The sequence below is a fragment of the Streptomyces sp. CA-243310 genome, assembly GCF_050936775.1.
Taxonomy (GTDB): domain Bacteria; phylum Actinomycetota; class Actinomycetes; order Streptomycetales; family Streptomycetaceae; genus Streptomyces.
The window spans coordinates 147,434-172,424 of sequence record NZ_JBNJMF010000002.1; the positions used below are offsets into that span (position 1 = coordinate 147,434).

At 70.4% G+C, this 24,991-nt stretch carries 19 protein-coding genes; 10 read left to right on the plus strand and 9 right to left on the minus strand.

Translation table 11 applies throughout. The annotated features are described in order from the left end of the window. Nucleotides 1-299: 299 nt before the first annotated feature. The 3 genes from ACQEVM_RS18165 to ACQEVM_RS18175 all read left to right on the plus strand — a co-directional run bounded on the left by ACQEVM_RS18165 (nucleotide 300) and on the right by ACQEVM_RS18175 (nucleotide 4,878). Entirely contained in the window at nucleotides 300-1,841 is a 1,542-nt protein-coding gene (locus ACQEVM_RS18165; protein WP_433080279.1) for an alanine/glycine:cation symporter family protein, read from the plus strand. Nucleotides 1,842-2,097: 256 nt separating this feature from the next. Beyond that, complete coding sequence (gene nhaA / locus ACQEVM_RS18170) at nucleotides 2,098-3,411, plus strand: Na+/H+ antiporter NhaA (protein ID WP_433080281.1); 1,314 nt, start codon at nucleotides 2,098-2,100, stop codon at nucleotides 3,409-3,411. A gap of 468 nt (nucleotides 3,412-3,879) precedes the next feature. Beyond that, the gene (locus tag ACQEVM_RS18175) at nucleotides 3,880-4,878 is read left to right on the plus strand and encodes a linear amide C-N hydrolase (RefSeq protein WP_433080283.1); all 999 of its coding nucleotides are present in this window, start codon (nucleotides 3,880-3,882) and stop codon (nucleotides 4,876-4,878) included. Nucleotides 4,879-5,338: 460 nt separating this feature from the next. On the opposite strand, the gene ACQEVM_RS18180 is transcribed toward ACQEVM_RS18175, so the two are convergent. Continuing rightward, nucleotides 5,339-5,986, minus strand: coding sequence for a TetR/AcrR family transcriptional regulator (locus ACQEVM_RS18180; RefSeq protein WP_433085253.1), 648 nt, complete (start codon nucleotides 5,984-5,986; stop codon nucleotides 5,339-5,341). 150 nt (nucleotides 5,987-6,136) lie between these two features. On the opposite strand from ACQEVM_RS18180, the gene ACQEVM_RS18185 reads away from it, so the two are divergent. From ACQEVM_RS18185 to ACQEVM_RS18195, 3 genes are all read left to right on the plus strand, one after another. Beyond that, nucleotides 6,137-7,609: an MFS transporter gene (locus ACQEVM_RS18185; protein ID WP_433080285.1), complete on the plus strand. Its 1,473-nt coding sequence runs from the start codon at nucleotides 6,137-6,139 to the stop codon at nucleotides 7,607-7,609. 582 nt (nucleotides 7,610-8,191) lie between these two features. Further along, nucleotides 8,192-9,385, plus strand: coding sequence for a serine hydrolase domain-containing protein (locus ACQEVM_RS18190; RefSeq protein WP_433080287.1), 1,194 nt, complete (start codon nucleotides 8,192-8,194; stop codon nucleotides 9,383-9,385). 244 nt (nucleotides 9,386-9,629) lie between these two features. After that, entirely contained in the window at nucleotides 9,630-10,364 is a 735-nt protein-coding gene (locus ACQEVM_RS18195) for a hypothetical protein (RefSeq protein WP_433080289.1), read from the plus strand. A gap of 101 nt (nucleotides 10,365-10,465) precedes the next feature. Here ACQEVM_RS18195 and ACQEVM_RS18200 read toward each other — a convergent pair whose 3' ends face one another. Further along, nucleotides 10,466-11,011: a TetR/AcrR family transcriptional regulator gene (locus tag ACQEVM_RS18200; RefSeq protein ID WP_433080291.1), complete on the minus strand. Its 546-nt coding sequence runs from the start codon at nucleotides 11,009-11,011 to the stop codon at nucleotides 10,466-10,468. 136 nt (nucleotides 11,012-11,147) lie between these two features. Between ACQEVM_RS18200 and ACQEVM_RS18205 the strand changes: the two genes are divergently transcribed. Further along, entirely contained in the window at nucleotides 11,148-12,281 is a 1,134-nt protein-coding gene (locus tag ACQEVM_RS18205; RefSeq protein ID WP_433080293.1) for an oxidoreductase, read from the plus strand. A 181-nt stretch (nucleotides 12,282-12,462) separates the two neighbouring features. On the opposite strand, the gene ACQEVM_RS18210 is transcribed toward ACQEVM_RS18205, so the two are convergent. After that, the gene (locus ACQEVM_RS18210) at nucleotides 12,463-13,071 is read right to left on the minus strand and encodes a hypothetical protein (RefSeq protein ID WP_433080295.1); all 609 of its coding nucleotides are present in this window, start codon (nucleotides 13,069-13,071) and stop codon (nucleotides 12,463-12,465) included. Nucleotides 13,072-13,449: 378 nt separating this feature from the next. On the opposite strand from ACQEVM_RS18210, the gene ACQEVM_RS18215 reads away from it, so the two are divergent. Continuing rightward, a complete protein-coding gene (locus tag ACQEVM_RS18215; RefSeq protein WP_433080297.1) occupies nucleotides 13,450-15,654 on the plus strand; it encodes a PP2C family protein-serine/threonine phosphatase in 2,205 nt (734 codons plus the stop codon). Between the two features lie 50 nt (nucleotides 15,655-15,704). Here the strand turns inward: ACQEVM_RS18215 and ACQEVM_RS18220 are convergent, their stop codons facing one another. Both ACQEVM_RS18220 and ACQEVM_RS18225 read right to left on the minus strand, forming a co-directional pair. Continuing rightward, on the minus strand, nucleotides 15,705-16,037 hold the full coding sequence (locus ACQEVM_RS18220; RefSeq protein WP_433080299.1) for a hypothetical protein: 333 nt from the start codon (nucleotides 16,035-16,037) through the stop codon (nucleotides 15,705-15,707). Then, the gene (locus tag ACQEVM_RS18225; RefSeq protein WP_433080301.1) at nucleotides 16,034-16,165 is read right to left on the minus strand and encodes a hypothetical protein; all 132 of its coding nucleotides are present in this window, start codon (nucleotides 16,163-16,165) and stop codon (nucleotides 16,034-16,036) included. Before ACQEVM_RS18225 ends, ACQEVM_RS18220 begins: the two co-directional genes overlap by 4 nt. A 729-nt stretch (nucleotides 16,166-16,894) precedes the next feature. On the opposite strand from ACQEVM_RS18225, the gene ACQEVM_RS18230 reads away from it, so the two are divergent. Next, complete coding sequence (locus tag ACQEVM_RS18230; protein WP_433080303.1) at nucleotides 16,895-17,473, plus strand: hypothetical protein; 579 nt, start codon at nucleotides 16,895-16,897, stop codon at nucleotides 17,471-17,473. Between the two features lie 407 nt (nucleotides 17,474-17,880). On the opposite strand, the gene ACQEVM_RS18235 is transcribed toward ACQEVM_RS18230, so the two are convergent. The 4 genes from ACQEVM_RS18235 to ACQEVM_RS18250 all read right to left on the minus strand — a co-directional run bounded on the left by ACQEVM_RS18235 (nucleotide 17,881) and on the right by ACQEVM_RS18250 (nucleotide 24,362). Beyond that, complete coding sequence (locus ACQEVM_RS18235; RefSeq protein WP_433080305.1) at nucleotides 17,881-19,011, minus strand: serine hydrolase domain-containing protein; 1,131 nt, start codon at nucleotides 19,009-19,011, stop codon at nucleotides 17,881-17,883. A gap of 49 nt (nucleotides 19,012-19,060) precedes the next feature. Then, nucleotides 19,061-20,248 carry a DUF4185 domain-containing protein gene (locus ACQEVM_RS18240; RefSeq protein ID WP_433080307.1) on the minus strand — a complete coding sequence of 396 codons (1,188 nt, stop codon included), beginning with the start codon at nucleotides 20,246-20,248 and terminating at the stop codon, nucleotides 19,061-19,063. Between the two features lie 100 nt (nucleotides 20,249-20,348). Beyond that, nucleotides 20,349-21,491 (minus strand): alpha/beta hydrolase, encoded by a 1,143-nt coding sequence (locus tag ACQEVM_RS18245; protein ID WP_433080309.1) that lies wholly within the window; start codon nucleotides 21,489-21,491, stop codon nucleotides 20,349-20,351. 207 nt (nucleotides 21,492-21,698) lie between these two features. Further along, nucleotides 21,699-24,362, minus strand: coding sequence for a helix-turn-helix domain-containing protein (locus ACQEVM_RS18250; protein WP_433080311.1), 2,664 nt, complete (start codon nucleotides 24,360-24,362; stop codon nucleotides 21,699-21,701). 92 nt (nucleotides 24,363-24,454) lie between these two features. On the opposite strand from ACQEVM_RS18250, the gene ACQEVM_RS18255 reads away from it, so the two are divergent. Then, the gene (locus ACQEVM_RS18255; protein ID WP_433080313.1) at nucleotides 24,455-24,739 is read left to right on the plus strand and encodes a hypothetical protein; all 285 of its coding nucleotides are present in this window, start codon (nucleotides 24,455-24,457) and stop codon (nucleotides 24,737-24,739) included. Nucleotides 24,740-24,991: the final 252 nt, after the last annotated feature.

Consider the following 24,991-nt stretch of genomic DNA (forward strand, 5'->3'; position numbering starts at 1 on the left):
GGATAACGATCGCATCACCGACCCCCGGAAAGTTGCGACCGGCAAGCATTCCCGTGATCCACGTCACTAAAGGATCGGTAAAGGGCGTGCTAAGAATGCCCAACTCCGCTTTCGGCCCACCCCTCGCCGGACCGCGGAATGCCGGCACGCACCGGCTTTGCACGACCAGGAGGTCACGGTCCGAGTCCGCGGACCGAGACAGCCCGGGTCGCCGATCGGACATCGGCGTTCGCTCATGCCCCGCCTTCACAACCGTCGCACCGCACAGCGCCGGTTCTGCGCCATCGAGGTAAAGCCTGATGTCACTCGACTCCATCACCAGCTCCGTAGACGATGCCGTCAGCGGCTTCTTCGAGCCCATAGCCAAGTGGCTCGGCGAGATCGTCTTCTACTCCGTGCCCGTGGGAGGCACCGATCTCCCGCTGATCGTGGCCTGGCTCGTCGTCGCCGGCCTCGTCTTCTCCGGCTGGTTCGGCCTGGTCCAGATACGCAAGTTCCGGCTCGCCGTGAACGTGGTGCGCGGCAAGTACGACGAGAAGGGGTCGGCCGGCGAGGTCAACCACTTCCAGGCACTGACCGCCGCCGTCTCCGGCACGGTCGGGCTCGGCAACATCGCGGGGGTCGCCGTCGCCGTCTCGATCGGTGGCCCCGGCGCCACGTTCTGGATGATCCTCTGCGGCCTGCTGGGCATGGCCACGAAGTTCGTCGAGGTCACCCTCGGCGTGAAGTACCGCGAGGTCCACGCCGACGGGACCGTCTCCGGCGGCCCGATGCACTACCTGCCCAAGGGCCTGGCCGAACGCTTCGGAGCCAAGGGCAAGACGCTCGGCAAGGTCCTGGGCCTGCTCGCCTCCGTCATGATCCTCTTCTTCGGGCTCTTCGGCGGCAACCTGTTCCAGGTCAACCAGTCCTACGCCCAGCTGGTGTCCGTCACCGGCGGCGAGGACGGCATGATCGGCTCCTCCTCCGGCGCCCTGTTCTTCGGCATCCTGATCGCCGCCGTCGTCGGCATCGTGCTTCTCGGCGGCATCCGCTCCATCGCCTCCGTCACCAGCAAGCTGGTCCCCGCCATGGCCGGCATCTACATCGCCGCCTGCCTCGTCGTCATCCTGGTCAACGTCGCCGAGGTTCCCGCCGCGCTCTCCAGCATCATCGAGGGCGCGTTCAACCCCGAGGGCGTCGCCGGCGGTGTCCTCGGCGCGCTGATCATCGGCTTCAAGCGTGCCGCGTTCTCCAACGAGGCCGGCCTCGGCTCCGCGCCGATCGCCCACTCCGCGGTCAAGACCAAGCACCCCGCCAGCGAGGGCCTCGTCGCCCTGCTGGAGCCCTTCATCGACACCGTCGTCATCTGCACCATGACCGCGCTGACCATCGTGATCGCCAACCCGGCCAGCTGGGGCGAGGCCCGCAAGGGCGAGTCCATCGGCGGCGTCACCATCACCTCCGACGCCTTCGGCACCGTCCTGCCCTGGTTCCCCTACATCCTCACCATCGCGGTGATGCTGTTCGCCATCTCCACGGTGCTGACCTGGGGCTACTACTGCATGAAGGCCTGGACGCACCTGTTCGGCCGCAGCAAGGGCAGCGAGCTCACCTTCAAGGTCATGTACACCCTGTTCGCCGTCGCCGGTTCGCTGCTCACGCTTCAGACCCTCATCGACATGGCCGACGCGGTGCTGTTCATGCTGGCCGTCATCAACATCATCGGCCTGTACCTGCTCGCCCCCGTCGTCAAGCGCGAACTGAACAGCTTCCTCGACTTCGTCCGCCGTCGCGACGCCGGCGAGCACACCGAAGCCCCCGAGGACCAAGACCAGGAGCCGGTGAAGACCACCGTCTGACCGCCCCCGCGGCCCGGCTCCTCGAGCGGGCTCGCCCTCCACCTCGCGCCTTGGTGGACGGCGGGCCCGCTCACCCACACGTACACGTTTCAGCAGGTGGAAAGCCCTCTGGTGAGATCGACAGCACCCGGCTAGAGTGTAAAGAACGCGTCAAAGAGGCTGCTGGTCAGCCGGGCGCGGGGTGTGCCGGGAAGTCTGGTCGGCGTCCCAGGGGCCGTATGCCCTCTTCCGCCGACGCCCCGGAGGTACAACGCCCATGGCCGCCCCACGCGAACGCGCACCGTTCCTCGGCATCCTGCCCTGGCCCGAACGCCAGGCCATCGCCACCGCGCTACGCACCGAGACCGTCGGCGGCATGGTCCTCCTCGGCGCCGCCCTGGTCGCCCTGATCTGGGCCAACAGCCCACTGGGCGACGTCTACGAGCAGATCCGCGACTTCCACTTCGGGATACCGGCCCTCGGCCTCGACCTGTCCGTCGGCCACTGGACCGCCGACGGTCTCCTCGCCGTCTTCTTCCTCGTCGCCGGCATCGAACTCAAACGCGAACTCGTCGTCGGTGAACTCCGCACCCCCGCCACCGCCGCACTCCCCGTCATCGCCGCGGTCTGCGGCATGGCCGTCCCCGCCGCGCTCTACGCCATGACGTCCGCTCTCGGCGGCGGAAACCTCGACGGCTGGGCGGTGCCGATGGCCACGGACATAGCCTTCGCCCTCGCCGTCCTCGCCGTCATCTCCACCCACCTCCCCTCCGCCCTGCGCGCGTTCCTCCTCACCCTCGCCGTCGTCGACGACCTCGGCGCCATCCTCATCATCGCGGTCTTCTTCACCAGCGATCTGAACTTCTGGGCGCTGGGCGGAGCCTTCGCAGGACTGGGGCTCTTCTACCTGCTCCAGCGGTTCCGGGTCCGCGGCTGGTGGTGGTACGTACCGCTGGGCATCGCCATCTGGGCGCTGATGTACAACGGCGGCGTCCACGCCACGGTCGCCGGCGTCGCCATGGGCCTGATCCTGCGCACCACCCGCGACAAGGACGAGAACGTCTCCCCCGCCGGCCGGGTATCCCACCTGCTCCACCCGTTCTCCGCGGGCGTCGCCGTTCCTCTGTTCGCGCTCTTCGCCGCGGGCGTCAGCGTCTCCGGACCGGCGCTGGCGAAGGTGTTCACCACGCCCGAACCGCTCGGCGTCGTCATCGGCCTGGTCGCCGGCAAGGTGATCGGCATCTTCGCCGGAACCTACCTCGCCGCCCGCTTCACCAAGGCCCGCCTCAACCCCGACCTGGCCTGGGCCGACGTACTCGGCCTCTCCGTCCTCGCCGGCATCGGCTTCACCGTCGCGCTACTCGTCGGCGAACTCGCCTTCCCCGGCCAGGAAACCGGCGAGCACGTCAAGGCCGCCGTCCTCATCGCCTCCCTCACCGCCGCCGCGGTCGCGGCCGTCCTGCTGCGACGGCGCAACAAGATCTACCGCCACCTGTACGAAGAGGAAACGGTCGACGCCGACCACGACGGCATCCCCGACATCTACCAACAGGACCAAACCCCCGACACAGCCATCACCAGCAGGAACTGATGTCTGCGCTTCGACCCGGGTCTCGCAGTAGGGGCCGTCGTCAGAGGCGGTTGGAGGCCGAGCCGTAGTACCCGCCGACCTGGCGATGGATTCTCCGACGGCTCCTGTGCTCGCGATGCCGGGGACGCCGGCTCACCGGCGGGAAACGGACTTCCAGCCGGCTCGCAGCTGCTCTTCGCGTTCGAAGTGGGACACGCTGACGGCCAGGCGGCGGTGTCGTCGTTGACCCCTGCGTCCAGGGTCGCACGGCTGGGCCACGGAGGTGGGCGGGAGGCGGCGGTATCGGCGGTGCGCCGGCCTTGCAGGCTCTCGACCGCGAGTTCCGAGGGTGTGGCTACACGGCGCCCGCCGCTGCCGGCGCCGCGCCAGGCGTCCGCCGTGAGGGCCGATCAGGTACTTCGAGGCCGGTCGGGTAGCGGATCCCCCTCGCGCGTGGCAGTCCTGATCCGTGGAAAGAGAGGACCCATCATGTGCACGCGGATCCTGTGGAACACCAACGAGCACGCCGTGCTCTCCGGCCGGACGATGGACTGGCCGGAGTCGACCGAGCCGGTCCTGACCGTCTTCCCCCGCGGCCTCGATCGCGACGGCGGCGCACTGGCGGGCACCACCGTCGTGGGCGAGAACCCGCTGCTGTGGACGAGCCGGTACGGCAGTCTGGTCACGACCGTCTACGGCGAGGGCACCGCCGACGGCCTCAATGAAGCCGGTCTCGCGGCCCACATGCTGTACCTGGACAGCACCGACCTGGGCCCCCGCGATCCCGCCCGACCGGGCCTGCAGATCGCCCTGTGGATCCAGTACCTGCTGGACGTCGCGGGCACCGTGCGGGAGGCCCTGGACCTGCTCGATGCCTGCCAGCTGGTACCGGTCGAGCTGCGCGGCTTCCGGGCCACGGTGCACGTGGCGTTGGAGGACGCGTCGGGCGACTCCGCGATCATCGAGTACGTCGGGGGCCGGCAGCAGGTCCACCACGACCGCGGCTACACGATCATGACGAACGAGCCCGCCTACGAGGAACAGCTCCGCCTGCTGCGGGAACAGGTGCGTCTGGTGCGGGAGCTCGGGCACGAGGGGCCGAGCAGTGAGGTCCCGCTGCCCGGGAACGTCAACGCGGTCGACCGGTTCCAGCGCGCCGCCTACTTCAGTGCGCTGCTGCCCGAACCGGCGGACGACCGGCAAGCCGTCGCCGGGATCCTGGCCGTCACCCGCAACTCCTCGGTCCCGTTCGGGGCGCCGTACCGCGAGGGGCGGTTCCGGACCTACAACACCGAATACCGCACCGTCTGCGACCTGACCCACAAGCGGTACTTCTTCGAACTGGCCACCAGCCCGGGCCTGCTGTGGGCCGAGCTCGACCGCTTCGACCTGTCGCCCGGCTCTCCCGTCCTGACGCTGGACCCCGCGGGGATCGACCTCGCCGGGGACGTCCGGGACCGGTTCACGGCGTCTCCCGCCCCGTTCTGAGGGGCCCGGTGACCGGGCGTCAGGCATCGCGTGCGGCCGGCAGGCCGCGGGCTCCGGAGTGCAGGGCGTCCGGTGGGCCCGCGAAGGCGTGGACTGGCGTGCCGGCCGCGGCTCCTGCCCTTGCCCGCGCCGACGTCGTCACCGCGACCACGACCCGTGCCCGGATGCGAAGCGTCATCGTTCCCGATCGTTCCCGCCCGCCAATGCGTCGCTTCCAGGTCCTACCGCCGCACCTTCCACACCAGCATGCTGTCGGCCGGGCCGATCCAGTCGCTCGAACAGCACCGTGGTAATTGACAGGTGATTGACAGTCGGGGCAACGGAAGACCACGTTCCCTGCGCCCCGCCGTCGGCTTCGAACGCCATGTCGCGCGCGGGGGCGACTTGGGCGCCGTTGAGGCCGAGGCGCAGGAGCGGCGTGGCGAGCCTCGGCTCGGCGACGGCATGGAAGCGGGGCTGTTCAGGCTCCTGCCTGAAGACGCAGGCCGGTCAGGGTCAGTTCCAGTGCGGAGCGGAACTGGTCGACGTCGTCGTGGCCGTCGAACTCGTCGACGATCTCGTGCACGAAGGGGAAGTCCTCGGGGTCGAGTTCCCGCCAGGCCTGGGCGTGGCGGCCCAGGAACTCGTCGCGGTCCACGGCGCCGTCGAGGAGTTCCTGGGACGGTTCCTGTCCCAGGTCGACGGCCGAGCCGACGACGACTCCCACGATCGCGGACACGGCGTGGAACCGCTGTTGCGCGCTGAGGTCGAGACGGAGGGTCTGTTGGCCGAGCTTCTCGTACAGGCGCAAGGAGTTGCTCTGGACGACGGTGTTGCGCATGAAGTAGGAGCCCAGCCACGGCCGCTCCACGATCGCGTCGAACAGCGTCACCGCCATCGCGCGGAGGTCGTCGATCGGGTCGCCGCTGCCCGGGAGCTTCTCCACGTCGGCCAGTGCCGCGCCGATCACGTGGTCGGTGGCGCGGTCGAGCAGTTCCTCCTTGTTCGCGACGTACCAGTAGATGCTGGCCACGCCGCCGCCGAGGCGCTGCGCGAGGGCCCGGAACGTCAGCGCCGGTGCGCCGGCCTCGTCGAGCAGGGCGACCGCCTCGGTGAGGACGGATTCCATCGAGTGCGAGGCCCGTCGGCGTCCCTCGCTTGATCGGTTTTGCTGGCGTGCCATGGCTTGCATCCAATCACATCTTGCGCAGCATCGAACGTTGTTCTATCTTCTCGTACGTCGTTCGATGACCGAACGCCGTTCGATGGAAGGGCCTCCATGAGCATCGCCACACTTCACACCCCGCCACGCACCTATCCGTCCCTGCGCGCCGCGTGGGTACCACTGGCCGCCCTTTGCCTGGCCTTCTTCGTCGAGATGGTCGACAACACGCTGCTGTCCATCGCACTGCCCACGATCGGCCGCGACCTCGGCAGCGGGACGACCGCACTGCAGTGGGTCACCGGGGCGTACTCCCTCACCTTCGGCGGGCTGCTGCTCACGGCCGGCTCGATGGCCGACCGCCTCGGCCGCCGCCGGGTGCTCCTGATCGGTCTCACCGTGTTCGGCTCGCTGAGCCTGTGCGTGGTCCTCGTCACCACGGCCGGCGAGCTCATCGCCTTGCGGGCCGCGCTCGGCATCGCCGCCGCGGCGATGGCGCCGATCACGAACTCTCTCGTCTTCCGCCTGTTCGACGACAAAGCCCTGCGGATGCGCGCCATGACACTGATGATCATCGTCGGCATGTCCGGTTTCGTCCTCGGACCGCTGCTCGGTGGCACCGTGCTGGCTCATCTGCGGTGGGAGTGGCTGCTGGTCGTGAACGCTCCCATCGCAGTGACCGCCTGCATCGGCGTGCGACTCGGCGTCCCGGCCGACCGACCGGAGGATCTGACCAAGGACCCGCTCGACCTGCCCGGCGCCGCCTTCAGCGTCAGCGCCATCGGACTCGCCTGCTACTCGCTGACCAGCGGTGTTGAACACGGCTGGCTCTCCGCGATCACCCTCGCGTCGATCACGGGCGCCGTCGCGGCCGCCATCGCGTTCGTACGACACGAGCGGCGCAACGCAGCACCCATGCTGGATCTGAGCCTGTTCTCACGCGGCACCGTCCGCGGTGCGGCCATCGCGCAGATCGGGACGTCGATGGCGATGGCCAGCGTGATGTTCGGGCTGATCCTCCACTTCCAGTACGCCTACGGATGGAGCCCGGTACGGGCCGGCCTGGCCAACCTGCCGATCATCGTCACGATGATCGCCGCAACTCCCCTGTCCGAGTGGCTCGCGCGCCGCTTCGGCCACCGCATCGCCTGCCTGACCGGCGCGGCCTGCCTGACCGGATCGCTGGCAGGTCTCTCCTGGGGGGTCGACCACGGCTACGCCGCCATCGCCGTCTGCATGGTGCTCATGACCGTGGGGCTGCGCACCGTGATGACGATCTGCGCCATCGCACTCGTCGACGCCATGCCGAGCAACCGCACCTCCATCGGCGCGGCCCTCAACGACACCGCCCAGGAGGTCGGCTCCAGCGTCGGAACCGCTGTCGTCGGCACCCTGATCGCCGCGTTGGTCACCACTCAGCTCCCGGCAGGCACCTGGAGCAGTGACCTCGTCGCGTCGTTCTTCCACGGCGAACGGATCACCTACGCCCTGCTCGCAGTGGCCGTCGGTCTGATCACGGTTGGTGGCGCGCTGAGCCTGACCGACTCCCACAGCACCGAAGAGCCCGCGACCGAGCAACCCGCCGCCTGACGACGCCCGATGAGTTCACCACCCGGTCAAGGTTCGCGCGGGCGACGGCAAGGCGAACGCGGGTGAGTGGACGTCGACGAAGGTCAGGCCCTCATCGCGGTAGGCGCGGTCCCAGGCCTGGATGTGGGGCAGGCTCCGCCGGCAGTTGATGCAGGAGTACGTCCAGAAGTCGATGAGAACCGCTTTCCCGCGCAGGGCCGATCGCTGCCAGGACCGGTCCGGCGCAGGGGACGTAGAGCAGTCCCAGACCGAGGCCGAGGACGAAGGCACTGCCCTCCTTGTCTTCCTGACGTTGGGGGATCCGGGCGAAGGGCTTCGACGAGCACCCCTCATACGAAGTCGCACTTGAGCATGGTCTTGGGGTCTCATCGTGCATTCGCGACCCCGACATCGAAATTTCCTTGTGGACGCAGGATGCGGTGAGCGGGTGGGCGAGATCCGGACGAGCCGTGGGGGCGAACAGCCCGCAGCGTTGCCTGGGACGGGCAGTCCTGCCTCCCTTCCGGAACAGACCTACGATGGGTGGGACGCCCTCGGGGGTCCGATGGCGTCCGGGCTTCTCCGGATCGAAGGTGACCGGCCATGTCCAGGTCCCGGCCCGCCCGCGCGCCCCGCCGCCGCCGCGCGGCCGTGCCCGCCACGGTGGCCGTTCTTCTCGCCGCCCTGTGCACGGGCACCGCCCCCGCGGGACACGGCTCCGCACCCGCGAAGGATTTCGACGCGACCACCGTGGAGAGGGTGGATGGGGCCCTCGGGAAACTACTGAAGGAGACCGGCCTGCCCGGTGTCACGGTCGGGCTGTGGATCCCGGGCCGCGGCTCGTACGTGAAGTCCTTGGGCGTCGCCGACACCAAGACCGGCACACCGATGAAGACCGACCTCTACTCGCGGGTCGGCAGCATCACCAAGACGTTCACCGTCACGGGTGTCCTGCAGCTCGTCGACCAGGGCAAGGTAGGCCTCGACGACCCCATCTCCCGCTACGTGACCGGCGTCCCGAACGGGGAGCACATCACCGTTCGCCAACTCGCGGAACTGCGCAGTGGCCTGTTCGACTACATCGACGACAAGCAGTGGCAGACCGACCTGCGCGACGACCCGGAGCGCGCCTACAACCCGCGCCGTCTCCTGGACATCGCCTTCGCCCACCCGCCCACCTTCAAGCCCGGCGCGAAATGGCAGTACAGCAACACCAACCTGATCCTGCTGGGCATGCTGGTCGAGAAGGTGAGCGGACGGCACCTTTCCGACTACCTCCAGGAGCACGTGTTCGCGCCGCTGAAACTGAAGAGCACGTCACTGCCCACCGGGGCCGCCATCCCCGACCCGCACGCCCACGGATACACCGACTTCACGCCCGACGGCGCCATCACCGACGCCACCGCCTGGAACCCTTCCTGGGCCTGGGCCACCGGCGCGGCGGTCTCCGACATGAACGACCTGCGCGCCTGGACGCCGGCCCTGTTGGACGGAAAGCTCCTGACCAAGAAGACGCAGGCCGAACGCCTGAAGACCCTCCCCACCGGCGTTCCCGGCATCTCCTACGGCCTCGGCGTCCTCGACACCGCCGGCTGGATCGGCCACAACGGAGACCTGCCCGGATACGAGGCGGTGGCCGTCCGGCACCCCGACGACAAGGCCGTACTCGTCATCCTTCTCAATTCCAACGTCAACCACCAGGACAAGAACCTGTCCTCCCTCGTCGCGCACACCGTCACCTCCATCGTGACCCCCGACCACCCGTGGCCCGCCCCCACCCCCGTGAACCCGGAGTGACACACGGGGACGACGCGGCCCCTCGCACGCGCCTGTCCCCGCCGGGCGCCTTCGCAGATCTCCGACGGGCCCCTCACCCCTCCGGTACACGCGCCGCGCCACAACCCGCCCCGCGCTCGGTTCGGGCCCTCGCCCACCGTCCGCGTGCCCGGGGCACCGAGCCGCGCGGTGGCGCCTGTCGTGGAGGGTGCGAGGCTGGAGGGAAAGCCCTGAGTCAAAGCCGGACCGGGGAGGAGGCGTTCGGGTGCCTGGTGTGGAGTCCCTGGTGTCGTTCGCACCGTTCTTCGTGCCCGTGATCACCGGCCTCGTGGGCGGGATCAGCATCGTCATCAGGGACCGTCGCGAGGCGCGGAGCGCCGACCATCATTACCGCAGACGCCTGGAGAAGGCGCAGATGGAGGTCCAGTTCATCATCAGCTGGATCGAGGCCAAGAAACTCGCGCCGACCGCGGACCCGACCGCGGCCGCGGCCCCGACCGCGGACCCGGGGCCGGGCAGCTGGCTGGACGAGTGTTACGCGTCCGTGCGTCGGTTCGAGGCCGCGACGAACCGCCAGGACGGAGGGCCGGGGAGGTTGCGGCGATTGCTCTTGATCCGCCCCCTGGGCAGCGGCCCGGCGAGGTCCCTTCGGGTCCTGTACTGGGCGGCCCTGCTCGCGTTCAACGCCTCCCTCGCCTGGTGGGTGAGCATGGTCGTCGACGGTCCGCCCGCGTTCTTCGGCGCGGACGCCGCGTCCCGGTCCGAGGGTGTCGACGCCGTGCTGGGGCTGGCGGGCTGTTTCCTGCTGGCGGCAGTCGTCCTGTGGATGCGGACGGTGCACCTGGAGGCGTCGAAGGCGCACCCGCCGCGGATCGACTCGGCGGCCTGGGCCCGGCGGGCGGAGGAGTGGCGGCGCGCCGAGGAGAGGAGGGCGGGGCGGAAGGCGGAACGGAAGGCGCGCCGGAAGGCAGGCGGAAGGACGGGCGGCCGTCGGGGGTGAGCGGTGATGGCCCCACCCCGCCGAGCGGCTTCGGTGGCCGGACCCGCGAGCGGCTTCGGTGGCCGGACCCGGCGACGCACGCGTAAGCGGCCGGTGCCGGCTCACGGGGCCGTCAGCGCACCGGCGTTCGCGGCGGCCAGTACGACGCGTACGGAGCGGTCCGCCGTCGTGTCGTCGACCGGCTCGCCGGTGAACACGAGCCTGAAGTAGATCGGTGCGACGAGGGCTTTGAGGAGTTCGGCGGGATCCGTGTCCTCAGGCAGTTCGCCGCGCTCGACGGCTCGGGTGACGACCGGTTCCGCCCGCCGGAACCGGTCCTCGAAGAGGGTCCGCTTGACCTCGGCGAGCCGGGGGATGCGCACGGCGTCCGACAGGACGGTGCTCAGCAGGGCCCGGCCCGCCCGCGTGGTCATGGTGGCGACGAGAGAGCGGGCCAGGACGCGCAGGTCGCTCTCGACGGCACCGGTGTCGGGAATCGGGATGTCCGTGGCGAAGTGGCTCGTCAGCGCGTCGACGACCAGGCCGTCGGAGTCCTTCCAGTTCCGGTAGATCGTCGTCTTGTGCACACCTGCTCGTCGGGCGACGCCCTCCACGGTCAGGGCCGTGTACCCCGTCGTCGTGAGTTCGATCAGGGCTGCTTCCAGCACGGCCCTGCGCATCCTGATGCCTCGCCCGACGGCGGGGGCACGCTTCGGGGTCGAACCGGCAGGCTCCATTGCAACTCCCAGTTGCGTTGATGGCGAGACGAATGACAGGATCAGCCTATCGCAACACGGTGTTGCAATGTGGCTGCGTTCCCTCGGACCCGCGGGCACTGCTGACGTACGGATCGAGGTCCTCATGACCCGCGACTCCCGGGCCGTTGCCCGAGCCCCCCTGACCGACCACGACGACTCGTCCGCCCACGACGTCCAGCCCCGCCCCGGCCCGGTCGGCCCGCGGTCGACGAACGCGGGTCCTCGCGGCGTTGCGAGCGTCGACTGGACGCCGGATCGCATTCCCGACCAGACCGGCCGCCTGGCCGTCGTCACCGGCGCCAACAGCGGCATCGGATACGTCACCGCGCGCGAACTAGCCCGCCGCGGCGCCCAGGTCGTCCTGGCCTGTCGCAGCCGTGAGCGGGCACTGGAGGCGGTCCGGCGGATGCGAGCCGAAGTCCCCGACGCCCACGTCGAGTGGCGCCCGCTCGACCTCGCCGACCTGAAGTCCGTCCGCGCATTCGCCGACGGCTGGGATCACGACCGGCTCGATCTCCTGGTCAACAACGCCGGCATCGCGATGGTCCCGTTCGCCCGGACCGCCGACGGTTTCGAGTCCCAGTTCGGCATCAACCACCTCGGCACGTTCGCGCTGACCGGCCTTCTCATGCCTCACCTGCTGGCCTCCGCCGAGCCGCGCGTGGTCACGGTCAGCAGCGAGGGCCAGCGATTCGCCCGTTTCGACCTGGCGAACCTCAATGCCGAGCGCCGCTACCGGGCGATGGGCGCCTACTTGCAGTCCAAGCGGGCCAATCTCCACTTCGCCATGGAACTGCAGATGTGGTCGGACGCGGCCGGGCTGAGGCTGCGCAGCATGGTGGTCGCCCCCGGGCTCACCCGCTCCAACGTGCTCACCGGCGGTGCGAACAGGGCCCGAGGACGCGTGTACGGATCGTTCACCCGCCTGCTCCTGCGTACCGCGTTCCGCCCCACACCGGAGGGCGCCAAGACCTCGCTGTACGCCGCGACCGTCCCGCACCTGGCCGGCGGGAGCCATGTCGTCCCGGACGGGCCGTTCCAGCTCCGCGGCGAGCCCGTCCTCCGCAGCCGAGACCGCGCCTCCCGAGACCGCGCCACGGCGAGGTGGTTGTGGGAACTCTCGGAGCGGCTCACCGGCGTTCGCTACTCACCGCTCCCCGTACCGTCGATCCGGGAGTAGTCGCGCACGGGCGACCTCGAAGGAGGGAACGGGGCGGATCCCTTCTCGACAGGAGTCCGACGCACCGTTCCCGGTACTCACCCGCTCCTCGTTGGGCGGCACTTGGAGGAGTCGGGGAGTGCCATGGGCCCCTGGGGCGGCGTCGTGTTCCGCGCGGCGCGTGCCCGCGCGCCGCCCTCGACTACGTGCGGTTCTCCTCGGCGAGCCGCACCACGACGTCCATGTCCGGTACGTCGAGTGCCGGGATCCGCAGCCAGTCGAACGGGAGCCCGTGCGCTCCACCCTCGACGCGGTACTCCATACGGAGCATCGCGCCCAGCTCGCTCTCGTCCTCGTCGGCGATGACGACGCTGCAGCGACAGGAGGTGACGTCGCGCCAGGGGATCTGTCCACCGTCATGGCGCAGCCCGTCCGGGGTGGCGGTCAGCGGGCCGAAGTCCACCTGCTCGCCGGCCACGAGCGACTCTCTCGCCCTGTCGAGGTGCAGTTCGGTCACCGGTTCACTGACGCGCTTCAGCAGCGGTGCGATCACGGAGGGGGGCGAGGGCGAGATCCTGCCCGAGCGGAAGACGGGCTCGGGTGTGACCACGGGCGGGTCTGCCAGTCTCGAGGCCACGACCGTGCCGTCGGTGAACTCCAGCCGGAGCACGTGGATCCATTGCGTGATCACCGTGCCGTCCGGCACGACGCCGTCGCCGAGGACGGAGACCACCACGGCCCGTGGCCCGCCGGGCCCGACGATCTCCCCGGACAGCGTGCCGTACACCGGACCGGCTGGAACCTCGGGCATCGCGGCCCCCGGTACGTCCTTCTCCGGTGTGTGCTTTCGCCGCCACCAGCCGGCCATGCACCCTCCCGCGCGGGCGTGTTCCCCGAACTCCGTCGCTGGTCAACGGACATGTACGACGCGCCCGTCGCAGTATCGCCGGGACCAGCCGGGTTGTCCGGCCGATTCCGCTACTGTCGCCCAGGGCCGGCGCTCCCCCGACCCCTCCGACCGCCGCAGAACGCCGTCACCGTCACCGTCACCCGAGGGGCTCGGCCGGCCTCGGCCGTTGCGCGGCGCTGAACGGCCACTGTTCGCGCCCGGACGCAGCCATGCGGGTGTGGGCTCGCCGAGGTGGGCGGGTACCGAAGCACGGCCGGGGTGTGAGGGGATCATGGACGGATGCAGAACTTTCCCGGGCGTGACGAGGAGGCAGAGTCACCCGACCCCGCCGGACTCGTCGGACCCGCCGAGGGAGCCGGCCGGCGGGCGCTGGGCCAGGCCCTGATCCAGGTCTGCGCGGCTACGGGGGCGTCCATCGGGATGCTCTACCTGCCCGACCCCACCCGGCGCGTCCTACATCTGGCGATGACCCTCGGTCTGGCCCGCGAGTTCGCGCTGCCCTGGTCCCGGGTCGCCATGGACGACTCCATTCCGGTGGCCGACGCGGTCCGCGACGGGCGGTTCGTATGGCTGGGCGGCCAAGAGGAGACGGCTCGCCGCTATCCCCGCCTCGGCCTCGTCCTGCCCTATGACTTCGCCCTCGCCGCCGCTCCGCTCGTCCCCCACCCGGCGCCCGAGGCCGCCGAACCCAACGGAGCCGGTCTCGTTCTCCTGTGGCCGGGCTCCCACTCCCCCCACCTGACCGACCCGGAACGCGACGCCGTGGACTCGGCCTGTGGCCGCCTCGCGAACCATCTGCGCTGGGCCGCCGACGCCGGACACCCGGTCCGTCCACCGGCTCAACCGGTCATGCTGCGGCCGCTTCCCCCTCCCACGCCCGGACCGGTCGAGGCGGCCGCCGCCATGGCGTTCATCCGCCGGTTGCCCGGAGGCAACTGCTCCCTCGATCTGAACGGCACGATCAACTTCATCACCGCCGAGGCCGCCGAGATGCTGGGCGCGCCCGTCTCGCGGCTCCGTGGAGCCCTGCCTTGGGAAGCGCTGCCTTGGATGGACACCCCCGCCATCGAGGACCACTACCGGGCCGCGGCGATCAGCCGGCTGCCGCGGAGCTTCACCGCCGCGCCCCCGATCGGCCACTACCTGCGCTTCGACCTCTACCCGGACGACACCGGAATCAGCGTCCGCATCACCCCGGTCACCGCCGACGAGCCCGTCGCCCCGTCCCCCGCGCCGACGGCCGCCCCCGAGGAACCCTCACCCAGTCGGGCGACGGCCCTCTACCAGCTCATGCACCTGGCAGCCGCCCTCACCGAGGCCGTCCACGCCCGAGACGTCGTCGACCACGCCGCAGACCTGCTCGTCCCCGCGCTCGGCGCCCAGGCGCTGGCCCTTCTGGTGGCCGAGGAACAACGCCTGCGCATCGTCGGCTCCCGCGGCTACACGGCCGAGCTCATGGCCCGCTACGACGGCATCCCGCTGGGCATCCACACGGCCAGCACTCATGGCCTGCGCACGGGCGAGCCGCTGTTCTTCGCGGACGCCGGTGAACTCGCGGCCGCCTTCCCGAGCGTCGTGATCGGGGACGACATGGCGGCGTGGGCCTTCCTGCCCCTCATCGCGTCCGGCCGGCCCATCGGCACCCTCATCCTGGCCTACGCGCGTCCCCATTCGTTCGTCCCCGGTGAACGCGCGATCCTCACCTCCCTGGCCGGACTCATCGCCCAGGCCCTGGACCGCGCCCGCCTCTACGACGCCACTCACCAGCTCGCGCACAGCCTGCAGACCGGCCTGCTGCCGCGCGCCCTGCCCACCGTGCCCCACCTCGAAGTGGCCGCCCGTTACCGTGCGGCAGCGCACGGACTCGACATCGGCGGCGACTTCTACGACCTCATCCGGATCAACGACACCACCGTCGCGGCCGCCATCGGAGACGTCCAGGGCCACAACGTGAACGCCGCCGCCCTCATGGGTCAGGTCCGCACGGCCGTCCACGCCACCGCCGGAGCGCATCCGGCAGAGGTCCTCGCCCGCACCAACCGGCTCCTGACCGACCTCGAACCGGGGCTGTTCACCAGCTGCGTGTACGCCCACATCGACCTCGCGGCCCGCACCGCCCACCTCGCCACGGCCGGCCACCCGCCGCCGCTCCTGCTCCACGCCGGCGGCCCGGCGAAGAGGCTGGACCTGCCTCCCGGGTTGCTCCTCGGCATCGACCCCGACGCCTCCTACACAGCCGTCGAGATCCCGTTCGAGCCCGGCACCCTGCTCGCGCTCTACACCGACGGGCTGGTCGAGGTTCCCGGCGAAGACCTGGAGGTCGGCATCGCGGCCGTTGCCGCCCGCATCACCGCGGCCCCTGCACTCCATCCGGTGAGCGCCCTGGCGGACAGCCTCATCAGCCAGGGCCGCGGCGGAGCCCCCCGTACCGATGACATCGCCCTGCTCCTGCTGCGCTACGCCCAAGAGGAACGGCAGGCGTGACGGGGATGAACAGCGGGGGCCCTCGACGAGATGCCGGAGGTGACCGAACGTCATGCTCGGTGGGGTCTTGTCGGTCGGGGGCGTGAGTCCCACTGGTCGCAGTACTCGATGTGGATTTCGCGCGCGTCGCCGAGAATGCCGTCGTTGGCGTGGAGTTCGGTGCAGAAGTGCGGGTAGCCCGGATGGACGGGGACGTAACCGGGACCGTTTCGGGCCACGTCGAAGAAGTGCCGGGCGGTGTCCCTGAACACCTTCGCGCTGCCGGTCATGAACAGGGTCTCGGCGTGGAGATGCTGGTGAAACAGATCCCGGTTCTCCTTGTAGTGCCGTGCCTCGTGATCAATCAAGGCTTCACCGGTGTGTCCTGGGCCGGGCAGCGTCACGGTCTGCGGACGCCCTGGGCCGGTCCGTCCTCGTAGAGCACTGCGTGGACCAGGGGACGGGCCGGTCGGATGACCTTGAACTCCGTGGCTCCGAAACGTGCTTGGTGGATGGTGACGGGTAGCTTCATCGGTTCTCCGGGGCACGGCGACTGACATCGGCAGCCCAGGAGGCCCAGTCGCCGGCTGATGCCTTCTGCCGTTGGACGCAGGCTATGCGGCAACGTCAGCCCTGGCAGCTCGATTTCCGTCCGCAGGGACGGGCGAACGTTGCCCGGTGCGGCACGGGACACGAACGCGAGCGGCGCGTTCCTCGGGTCGGCGCCGGGGTGGTACTGACGACGCGCCCAAAGTGGGTGACAGCCCCCGGGGCGAGCACGTGCATGGATGGGCAACAGGTCGGTGCGGGGGTGAGGAGAACTCCGTACGCCGTTCTCTGAGCTTTCCGAGGTCGGTGCGCCCCTTCGACATCGGAATTCACTCGGTCGCGGTCCTCGAGCCCGACGGGCTCGGCGTCCTGGAGAACGTCGAGTTCAGCCGCCGGCGCTGATCCTTGCGCGTATCCACCCCCTGCGAGCCCGGGGACGACAGTCCGTCTGCGGCAGGGCACAGGCGGATGCCGGACCCGGTTCTCTGGTCGGTCACGAAGGCGCCCGAGGGGGGAGGCATGCCCGCTGTGCGCCCCCGTCCGGTGGCCCGAAGGGCCGACCGTGTGCGCGCCATCCGGGCGAGGCCCCGCGCCCGTAGGGCATGGTGCCGGGGGCGACGGTGCCCTGCGGCGGATGCTGGTGTCCCCGCGACAGGAGAGGCCCGTGAGCGATCCCAGCCCTCGCGTGACCCCGAGACCGACCTTCGGCACGGTGAGCGATGGCGTTCCCGCTCCGGGAGTCATCGGCATCGGACTCGCCGCGGTACTGACGTTCGCGCTCGCCCAGGGCTCGTGGCAGTGGTTCGCCACGTTCATCGGGGTGACGCTCCTCGCGGTGATGGTCGCCTTCCAACGACGCGCGCAGTGGACACCGGACATCCGCTCGGCGTACATACGCGGCCTGGTCGCGTACGCGCTGGTCGTCGGCCTGTGCGTCGCGGTGGCACTCGCGCCCCTGCTGCAGCGACAGGCCTGGCTGTTCCCGATGCCGGGCACGCGCGGCACGTGCGACCTGATGGGCAGGTACCAGGCTCTCCAGGTGAAGGCCGCGCTGGGGAGCCTGGCCGAAGCCGACGGCCCTGCCCTGGCCTTCGCACAGGACACCCAGGCGCGCAACGCCGTCGGCGAGTGCCTGGCGGCCACGACGACCTTGTGGCTTCCGATGTACGGAGTGGGAGTGGCCGTGCTGGTGGGGGCGCTTGCGTGGTTCCGCGACCGAGCCCGTGCCCGTCGGGCCCTTTCGGTTGCCGGGGATGCTGCCGGGGATCGCGACCGCGGCACTGCCGGGTAGATCCGGCCGGCGCAGAACTGCGGCGCCCCGGCTCCTCCAAGCTCAAAACGGGACCAGCCAGACGCGTCGGGTGCGTCGGTACATGAGCCCCGCGCCTTCCCCCGGATGCGTGTGCCGTGCCGTAGTCGCCCCGGGCCCCGACCGAGGCGGGTCCGCAGTACACCATTTCCCGGGTATGACGGTGTCCAGCGCCTGTCTTCCGGACGGCGTACCCCGGCGACCAGCGGTGGGGCCGATGGTCGCCGGGCGTCACCGATGCGGCGTGGGTGGGGCCACCGACCGCAAGGACGGATGCGAGCGCGTGGTCCCGGAACAAGTCGATGGATGGAACGCGGGAACGGTCTCCCGGCCCTGTCCTCGAAGTGGCAGCGGACGCCGCGGGCCAGTCGACATTTCGACGACAGAGCCTAGGGGCGGCCCTCGCACAGGGCAGCGTCCAGCAGGGTGGTCAACTGCCGGAGCGGCGGGTTGGTGGCGAGGTAGGCGTTGGTCATCACGGCGGCGTGCCGACCGTCCTTGGTCACCATGGTCTCGGTGAGATAGCCCGGCACCGCGCCGTTGTGCCCCCACGCCTCACCACCGCACGACAGGGCGACCTTGGTGATGCCGAGGCCGTAGCCGGCGCCGTTCAGGTCTCGTACCTTCTCCCTTTCGGCCAGCGCCGCCGGTGACACGACCCGGCCGGCCGTCAGCGCCCCGTAGAAGGTGCCCAGGTCCTCCAACGTGGAGACCACGGCGCCGGCGGCGCTGAAGAGGGACGGGTCGTAGGAGAGGACCGGGCTCCAGAAGTAGAACGGTCCGATCCGGGCGCCGTGGTAGCCGCCCACCGCGGGTGCGGGCAGAGTGCGGTCACCGGGGGCGGGGAACACGGTTCCGGTCAGGCCGAGGGGCTCGATGATCCGGCGTGTGACGGCCTCGTGGACCTGTGTCCCCGTCACCTTCTCGATGAGCATGCCCAGGATCAGATAATTCGTGTTCGAGTACGTGAAGCCGGCGCCGGGTGCGGAGACCGGGGCGCGCTTCAGACCTTCCTTCACGAGGGTGGCCGGCTTGTAGGTGCCGTCCGGTTCGACGAGGGCGATGGAGGCCAGTGGGTCGTACGCCGCGATGCCGCCCGTGTGCTGGAGCAGGTGTCGCACGGTGATGCGGGTGCCGTCGTATCCGTTGCCCGTGACGATGCCCGGCAGGTAGGTGTCTATGGACGTGTCCAGGGAGACCTTTCCCTCGTCGACCAGTTGCAGGACTGTCGCCGCGGTGAAGGTCTTGGTCTGACTGCCGATGCGGAAGTGTTCGTCGGACTGGATCGGCTTGGTGGTGTTGATGGTGCCGGTGCCGGCGGACAGCGTCCAGGAGCCGGCGCTGTCGCCGGCGTGGACCGCGGCGCCGGGGCCGGCGGCGGCCTGGAACGTCTTCAGCGCCTCACGCGTGGCGGGGTGGTCATCGGCCGGGGTGGCGTGTGCCGTTGTCGTCGTCAGCATGACGACCGCCGCTGCCGCCGCGCCGATGACGGCCGAGAGACGGTTTCCGTTGTGCTTCACTCTGTTCTCCTCTGTCGGGCGAGAATGGGCGGACTGTCCGCTCAGTGGCCTAAGGGTTGATGCCGTCGAACTGCACTACTCGATAGGGCGGTTGGTGCATTCCGCCGGGCCACTGGGAGACGATGAGGGTCAGCGAGTCCGGGCTCGCGCTGCCCGGGTGGATGTATCCGCCGTACAGGGTCGGGACCTGCGGCTTGCCCCAGTGGCTCGCGGGCCAACGGTTGTCTCCGACGATCTGTGGCTTGGGGGCGCTCCACACGGCGTCGGGCCGGGACGCGGTCCGGGTGCAGATCGAGTAGTCGGTGACGTTGAAGTAGCTCATGCAGTACCGGCCGCCGACCCGCTTGACGGAGAACTCGCCGATGTTGTCGCCGGTCAGGAGGGGAGAGGGCGCGGCGGCGACGGTCCACTGCCAGCGGCCGTCGAGGTGGGCCCAGTTCTGCTGGGCGCCGAAGTTCCCGGCCCGGAAGTCGTCGGGTCGGATCCGGAAGAGCTGGATCGCCCCGCCGTCGGCCGTGTTGCGATGGGTGCCGTTCCAGCGCTTGGAGAAGACGTACAACCAGCCGTCGGGGTCGATGCCCGCGAACGACCACATGCCGTACATCGACTGGTTCACACCCTGCATGTCGCCCGCCCAGTGGTACGGGTGGTCGTGCCAGGTGACGCCGTGGTCGTCCGAGTAGGCGACGCCGGACATCACGGATCCGTCGTGGCCCGCCGGCGGCTCCCAGGTGCCGACCGAGGTGTACTGGATGTACGTACGACCGCCGAACTCGATGCAGTCGTTGGGGATCCGGCTCACCTCGAAGCCGAATCCGTTGTCCGCGTTGGTCCGGTAGTCGAACATCTGCCCCGCCCGGCCGCCGGTGGGCATCGCCCAGGTGAACGAGACGGGGGTCGCGCCCGAGGGGTCGAAGCCAGACTGGCACAGCATGACCGGCGAGCCGAGATAGTCGCCGTACTGCTGCATCTCGGACCAGCTGTCGCCGAAGACGTAGCCCCAGGTGCCGTCGTGCTCGCGGTGGTACGGGATGCCCAGGTCGCCGGAGCCCAGCCCCTGGGCGGCGGCGGAGTCGCCGGGCTCGTCGCACAGGGGGGTGCCGCGTTGCGCGGCCCAGGCGGCGGTGGCCGGGGCGAAGGCGGCCAGGCCCGCACCGAGGGCGAGGCCACCGCCGGCCCTGAGGACGGTACGGCGCGAGACCGGGGGGCGGCGGCCGGGTCGGGACGGTTCGGGCATGGTTCTTCCTCCGCGGGAGAGGACGGGTGTGGACGTGTGCGGTGGCGTGGGACGGGTCGCTCGGCGCGGGCGGGCGTGCGGGCCGTGCCCTGCGGATCGCTCAACCCGCAGCGGCGAAGGCGGCTTCGAGGCGCGGGACGTAGTCGGCGAAGGCCGGGGCCCAGCAACCGTAGTTGTGGCCGCCGTTGCAGCTCGGGGCCAAAGACGCACCGTTGCCGTAGTCGACGAGACGGCTCGGAATGCCGAGCCGGTCCAAGCGGCCCTTGACGGTGTTCGAGGCCGCTTCGGTGTGGACGTCGATGATGTCGTTGTTGCCGGTGTAGAGGGTGATCCCGGTTCCGGCCAGCTTGGCGAGGTTGTCCGGCGCGGCGGGGTCGACCGCCCTCCACACCCGGTCGGCGTTGAAGACGGGGTAGGGGGAGCCGAAGATCGCGTCGCTGTCCACGTAGGGGCCGTAGCCGGTGCAGTCACCGGATCCGGACGAGCCGGAAGAGCTGCTCACCGCGCACCACGCTCCCGTGATGTTGAGCTCGGTGGCCAGTACGGCGGCGCGGATCTTCCACATGCCGAAGTCGATGCCTCCCGACAGCGCGGCCACATGGCCGAACAGGTCGGGCCGGGCCTGGGCGTAGTGGAGGGAGCCGTAGCCGCCCATGGACAGTCCGACGACGGCCCGGTGGGCACGATCGGGACGGGTGCGCAGATTCGCGTCGATGAACGGAACGACCTGGGTGAGGTGGAAGGTCTCCCAGTTCGCCTTCCCCTCGGCGGTGTTCTGCATCTGCCAGTCGGCGTACCAGCCCTTCAGCCCGCCGTCCGGCACCACTGTGATCATCGAGTCCGCGTGCAGCGCCGGTGCCGCCGCGACATCGTCCACGGTTCCGCCACCGCCGTGCAGGAAGTACGTCACCGGCCAGCGTCGGCCGGGGTCGGCGTCGTACCCGGCGGGAAGGAGGACGCGGATCTTGTGCTTCCCGGAGAGTTCCTTGGTGGTGACGGTGAGCGTGAAGTCGACGGGGCTGTGTACCTCGGTTGCCTCGGGGACGAGGGTCAGACCCTGGCCGTCACTGAAGGCGGGAAGGGACGCGGGGACGGAGGCGGGGACGGAGGCCGTGGGCATGGTGGCTGCGGGGGCGGCGTTCGGGGCGTCGGCGTTCGGGGCGTCGGCGTGTGCCGCGCCCGTGCTCGTCAGCGCGGCGAACGCCAGTACCGCGCCGAACACGGTGAGGCGCAGGGACGTCATCGGGAGCCCTTCGTCGAGGAGGGCCCGCGGCGGGGTGAACCGCCGCGAGCGGACGCCCCGATGCTGGAGCCCCGCACCCCTCGACGGACAGGCCATGCCACCGGCCACTCGTGACCGGCCGTCCCGGGAGCCCGCTCTGTCCGGGCCCGCACCCGAGGCACACGAGGTCCCCGAGGCTTCGATGTCGGTCGGTGTCATGCTCCCGGGTCACGTGGCGCCGGTCGGAGGGGGCGGGTAGGTGGCCGGTGCGAAGTCGGCGTGTCGTCGGCGGAAGGTGCTTCCGAGATGGTGCTGGAGCCGGACGTGGCGGAACTGGTACACGGCGCCGGTCTGACGCAGCACCCCGCGGTGGTAGGCGTCGTCCAGGAAGGCGGCGGGGTCCCAGGGAAGCCGGCCGGTCAGGGGCAGCCAGAGGCGCGTCAGCACGAGCCACTGTCCCCAGGCGGTGAAGGCGAGCACGTAGGAGGCCGCTCCCCCGAGGCCGCCCACGGCTCCGATGAACAGACCGTCCCGGAAACCCCAGTTGAGCCGTCCCATCGAGCCTTGGAGGAGTTGGACGATCAGGTGACCACCGATGGCGATGGCGAGGGTGAGCGCTGTGGCGAGGATCAGGAACTGGCGACCCACCGTCGCGCGGTTCGAGGACAGGAGGCTGGCCGGGGTGGCCGCCGCGGTGACGTCCACGGGCGCTTCGAGCGCGGCCATGAGCCCGAAGACGAGACCGGCGGCCGAGCCGAAGATCAACCCGAAGACCAGCATGTCGATCAGGGTGCCTTCGACGACGCGCGGATCGATGAGCGACATCTTCGTGTACAGCGTGCGTTCGAGGGTCAGTGCGCAGGCGCAGCCGATTCCCATGACGGCCCCGCCGAACAGACCGTGTCCGAACCGGACGGTGAATGTGTGCAGGGGTCTGCGGCCGAGGCCCTCGTGGGAGGCGCGCAGGGTCAGCCGGACACGGGCCGGCTCGACGGCCGCTCCGCCGCCGGTCCTGTCCGCCAAAGCGTAGACGGATCCGAATGCGAGGCCTGCGGCAGGTCCCATGAGGGTTCCCTGCAGAAGGAGTTCGCCGATTGCGAGCGGGGTGAGCAGCAGGCCGACCAGCCAGTCGGCCAGGGTGATGCTCAGGGCCGTGGCCAGGACCACGACCAGGGTGCGGGTCGGGCGGGACAGTGAGTCGCCGAGCTGCCACCACGCGAGGTCGTGCCGATCGCGGTCGAGGCGGACCAGGTGGTGGGCGAGGTGGCCGAGCCAGTGCTCGGCGCGCGCGGGGTCCCCGTACGGTGCTTTCGGCTGCCGACCGGCGGCGTCGCGTTCGGGGGCGCGGTGGCGGTAGACGGCGGGGACGAAGCCCGATAGGAGATGGTCCTCCAGGCTCTTCACCTCGGGGAAGCGGGTGGCGTCGAGGAGTTCGGCGGGATCGCGGCCGGGTGTCTCGCTGTACAGGGTGCGGGCGAGGATGACCATGAGCGGAGTGGTCAGCACGGTGGCGAGGTTCGCGCCCGCCTCGGTCTGCCGCGTGCGCAGCTCCGCGAGGACCGTGTCCCACGTCATCGCGGGGACGCCGGTGGTGACGTCCGCGCTTTGGTCCTCACCGTCCTCACCGTTCTTTTCGTTCTTGGTGTTCTTGGTGTTCTTGGTGTTCTTGGTGTTCTTGTCGGGCGGGATCGTGCGGGTGGTGCGGATGGTGCGGGGCAGGTAATCGGCGAGGTCGTCGAGGGTGAGATCGGTGAGCTCGATGCCTCCCGCCCAGACGAGCGGGGTGTGCGCCGCCCGGACCGCTTCGGCGTATTCGGCGCGTCGGCTGGTGAGGACGAGCGGTGTGGAGGTGGCGTTGAGTGCTTCCAGGGCTTCGCGTCGCAGGCCTTCGGCGATCTCGTCGAACCCGTCCAGGACCGGGAGGATCAGGTCGGCGTCGACCAGCGCGGCGGCCAGGGTCGTTCCCCGGGGGCCGCGGCGGGCCAGGTGGGGGTGGTCTCGCAGCAGTAGGCCGATCAGCCAGTCCCGCAGTGCGGTGGTCGTCGGGTCCCAGGAGCCGATGCTGAAGATGACCGGTACGCGGCCGTGCTCGGCCGGGGTCTCCAGGAGGTCCAGGGTGAACCTGATCGTGAGGATCGATTTGCCCGAGCCCGCCCGGCCGAGGATCACCAGTCGCCCGGAGGGGATCCGAAGGTAGACGTCGGCCACGCGCCGCAGGTCGCCGTTCAGGTCCACCTCACGCGGCGTCTCCCCCGGCCCGAGGCGCTGGATGTTCTCCGCGCGGTCGGTCAGACCGGCCGGCGCCGGCTTCCACCGGACCGGCAGGGGAAACGGGTCGTGGACCCGTCGTTGCGCCTCCTCGCGGCGCCAACGCCGTCGCACTTCCGTCGCCAGCTCGCGCGCGACGTCGGCGAGTCCTGCCGGAGCCTCGTGGACGAGGAGTGGGGTGAGCGTCGCCCGGGTGGCGGCAACGGCGGGTGTCGGCGGTCCGGCGTCGCCCGGGTGACGGGCGTGGGTGCCGGGGGTGGCGAGCCCGGGTTCACGCGCGAGTCGGCGTTCAAGGTGGCGTTCCGGTCGGTGTTCGGCGCGGAGTCCGGGGCGGAGTCCGGATCCTGTTCGGGGCGGGGGCACCGGCTCGGGTCCGGTTGTCCGGGCGGCCGGTCCGCCACGCGGTCCGGCGATGGTTGCCGCCAGACGTCGACGGTCGTCCTCTTGGAGGTCGAGGGCGTCCGCGAGCAGGTTCACCGTTCCCATCCGGTGGTTCGTGGATCTACCGCTCTCCAGCCGGCGAATGGTGCGCACGCTGACCCCGGAGCGTTCGGCGACCTGTTCCTGCGTCAGGTCCGCCGCACCGCGCAGGGTACGTAATAACGAGCCGAGGTCGTCTGTCACCGAGCGTCTCCCTCCCCACCAGTACGAACGGCGGTGAGCCTACCCGCGGCAGCCGGTCACGGATGGCCGGTTCCCTGGCCTGTACAGCGAACATGACAAAGGTCACCGTCGGGTCCGGTGCGCACACCGAGGGACGGCGAGGAGTGGACGTGGCGAACCGCTACTGGTGCGGCGAGTGCAGCTTCAAGACCCCCTGGCTCGGGGAGTCCGAGGGGCTGCGCCGGCAGATCGAGCACTACGCCGGCAGGCACCCGGGCACTCCCCCCGGCGGCCAGGTCGAGACCCGCAGGAGGGACCCGGGTACAGGTCACGGGTGCCTCCGGCTGGCGGCCGTCGCGCTCGTCCTGCTCGCCATCGTGGCCGCCTGCCGGCGCTGAGCGGCGGCTCGCTCCCGCCTGGCCAATGCTCCATACCTTGGTGCCCGGCTCGGTCCAGTACGGCCGGGACGGTGTCGAACCGACAGTTCCGGCAGATGTGGCCGCGGACGTACGCCGCCATGTCCGGTACCGCACCTGGCGGCGTGGTCGGGGCACCCGAGTACGTCCAGTACTCCGGCGCCCCTGTGCCCTGCCGGGCACCGCACCGCACCGCACCGCACCGCACCGCACCGCACCGCACCGGACAGCGAG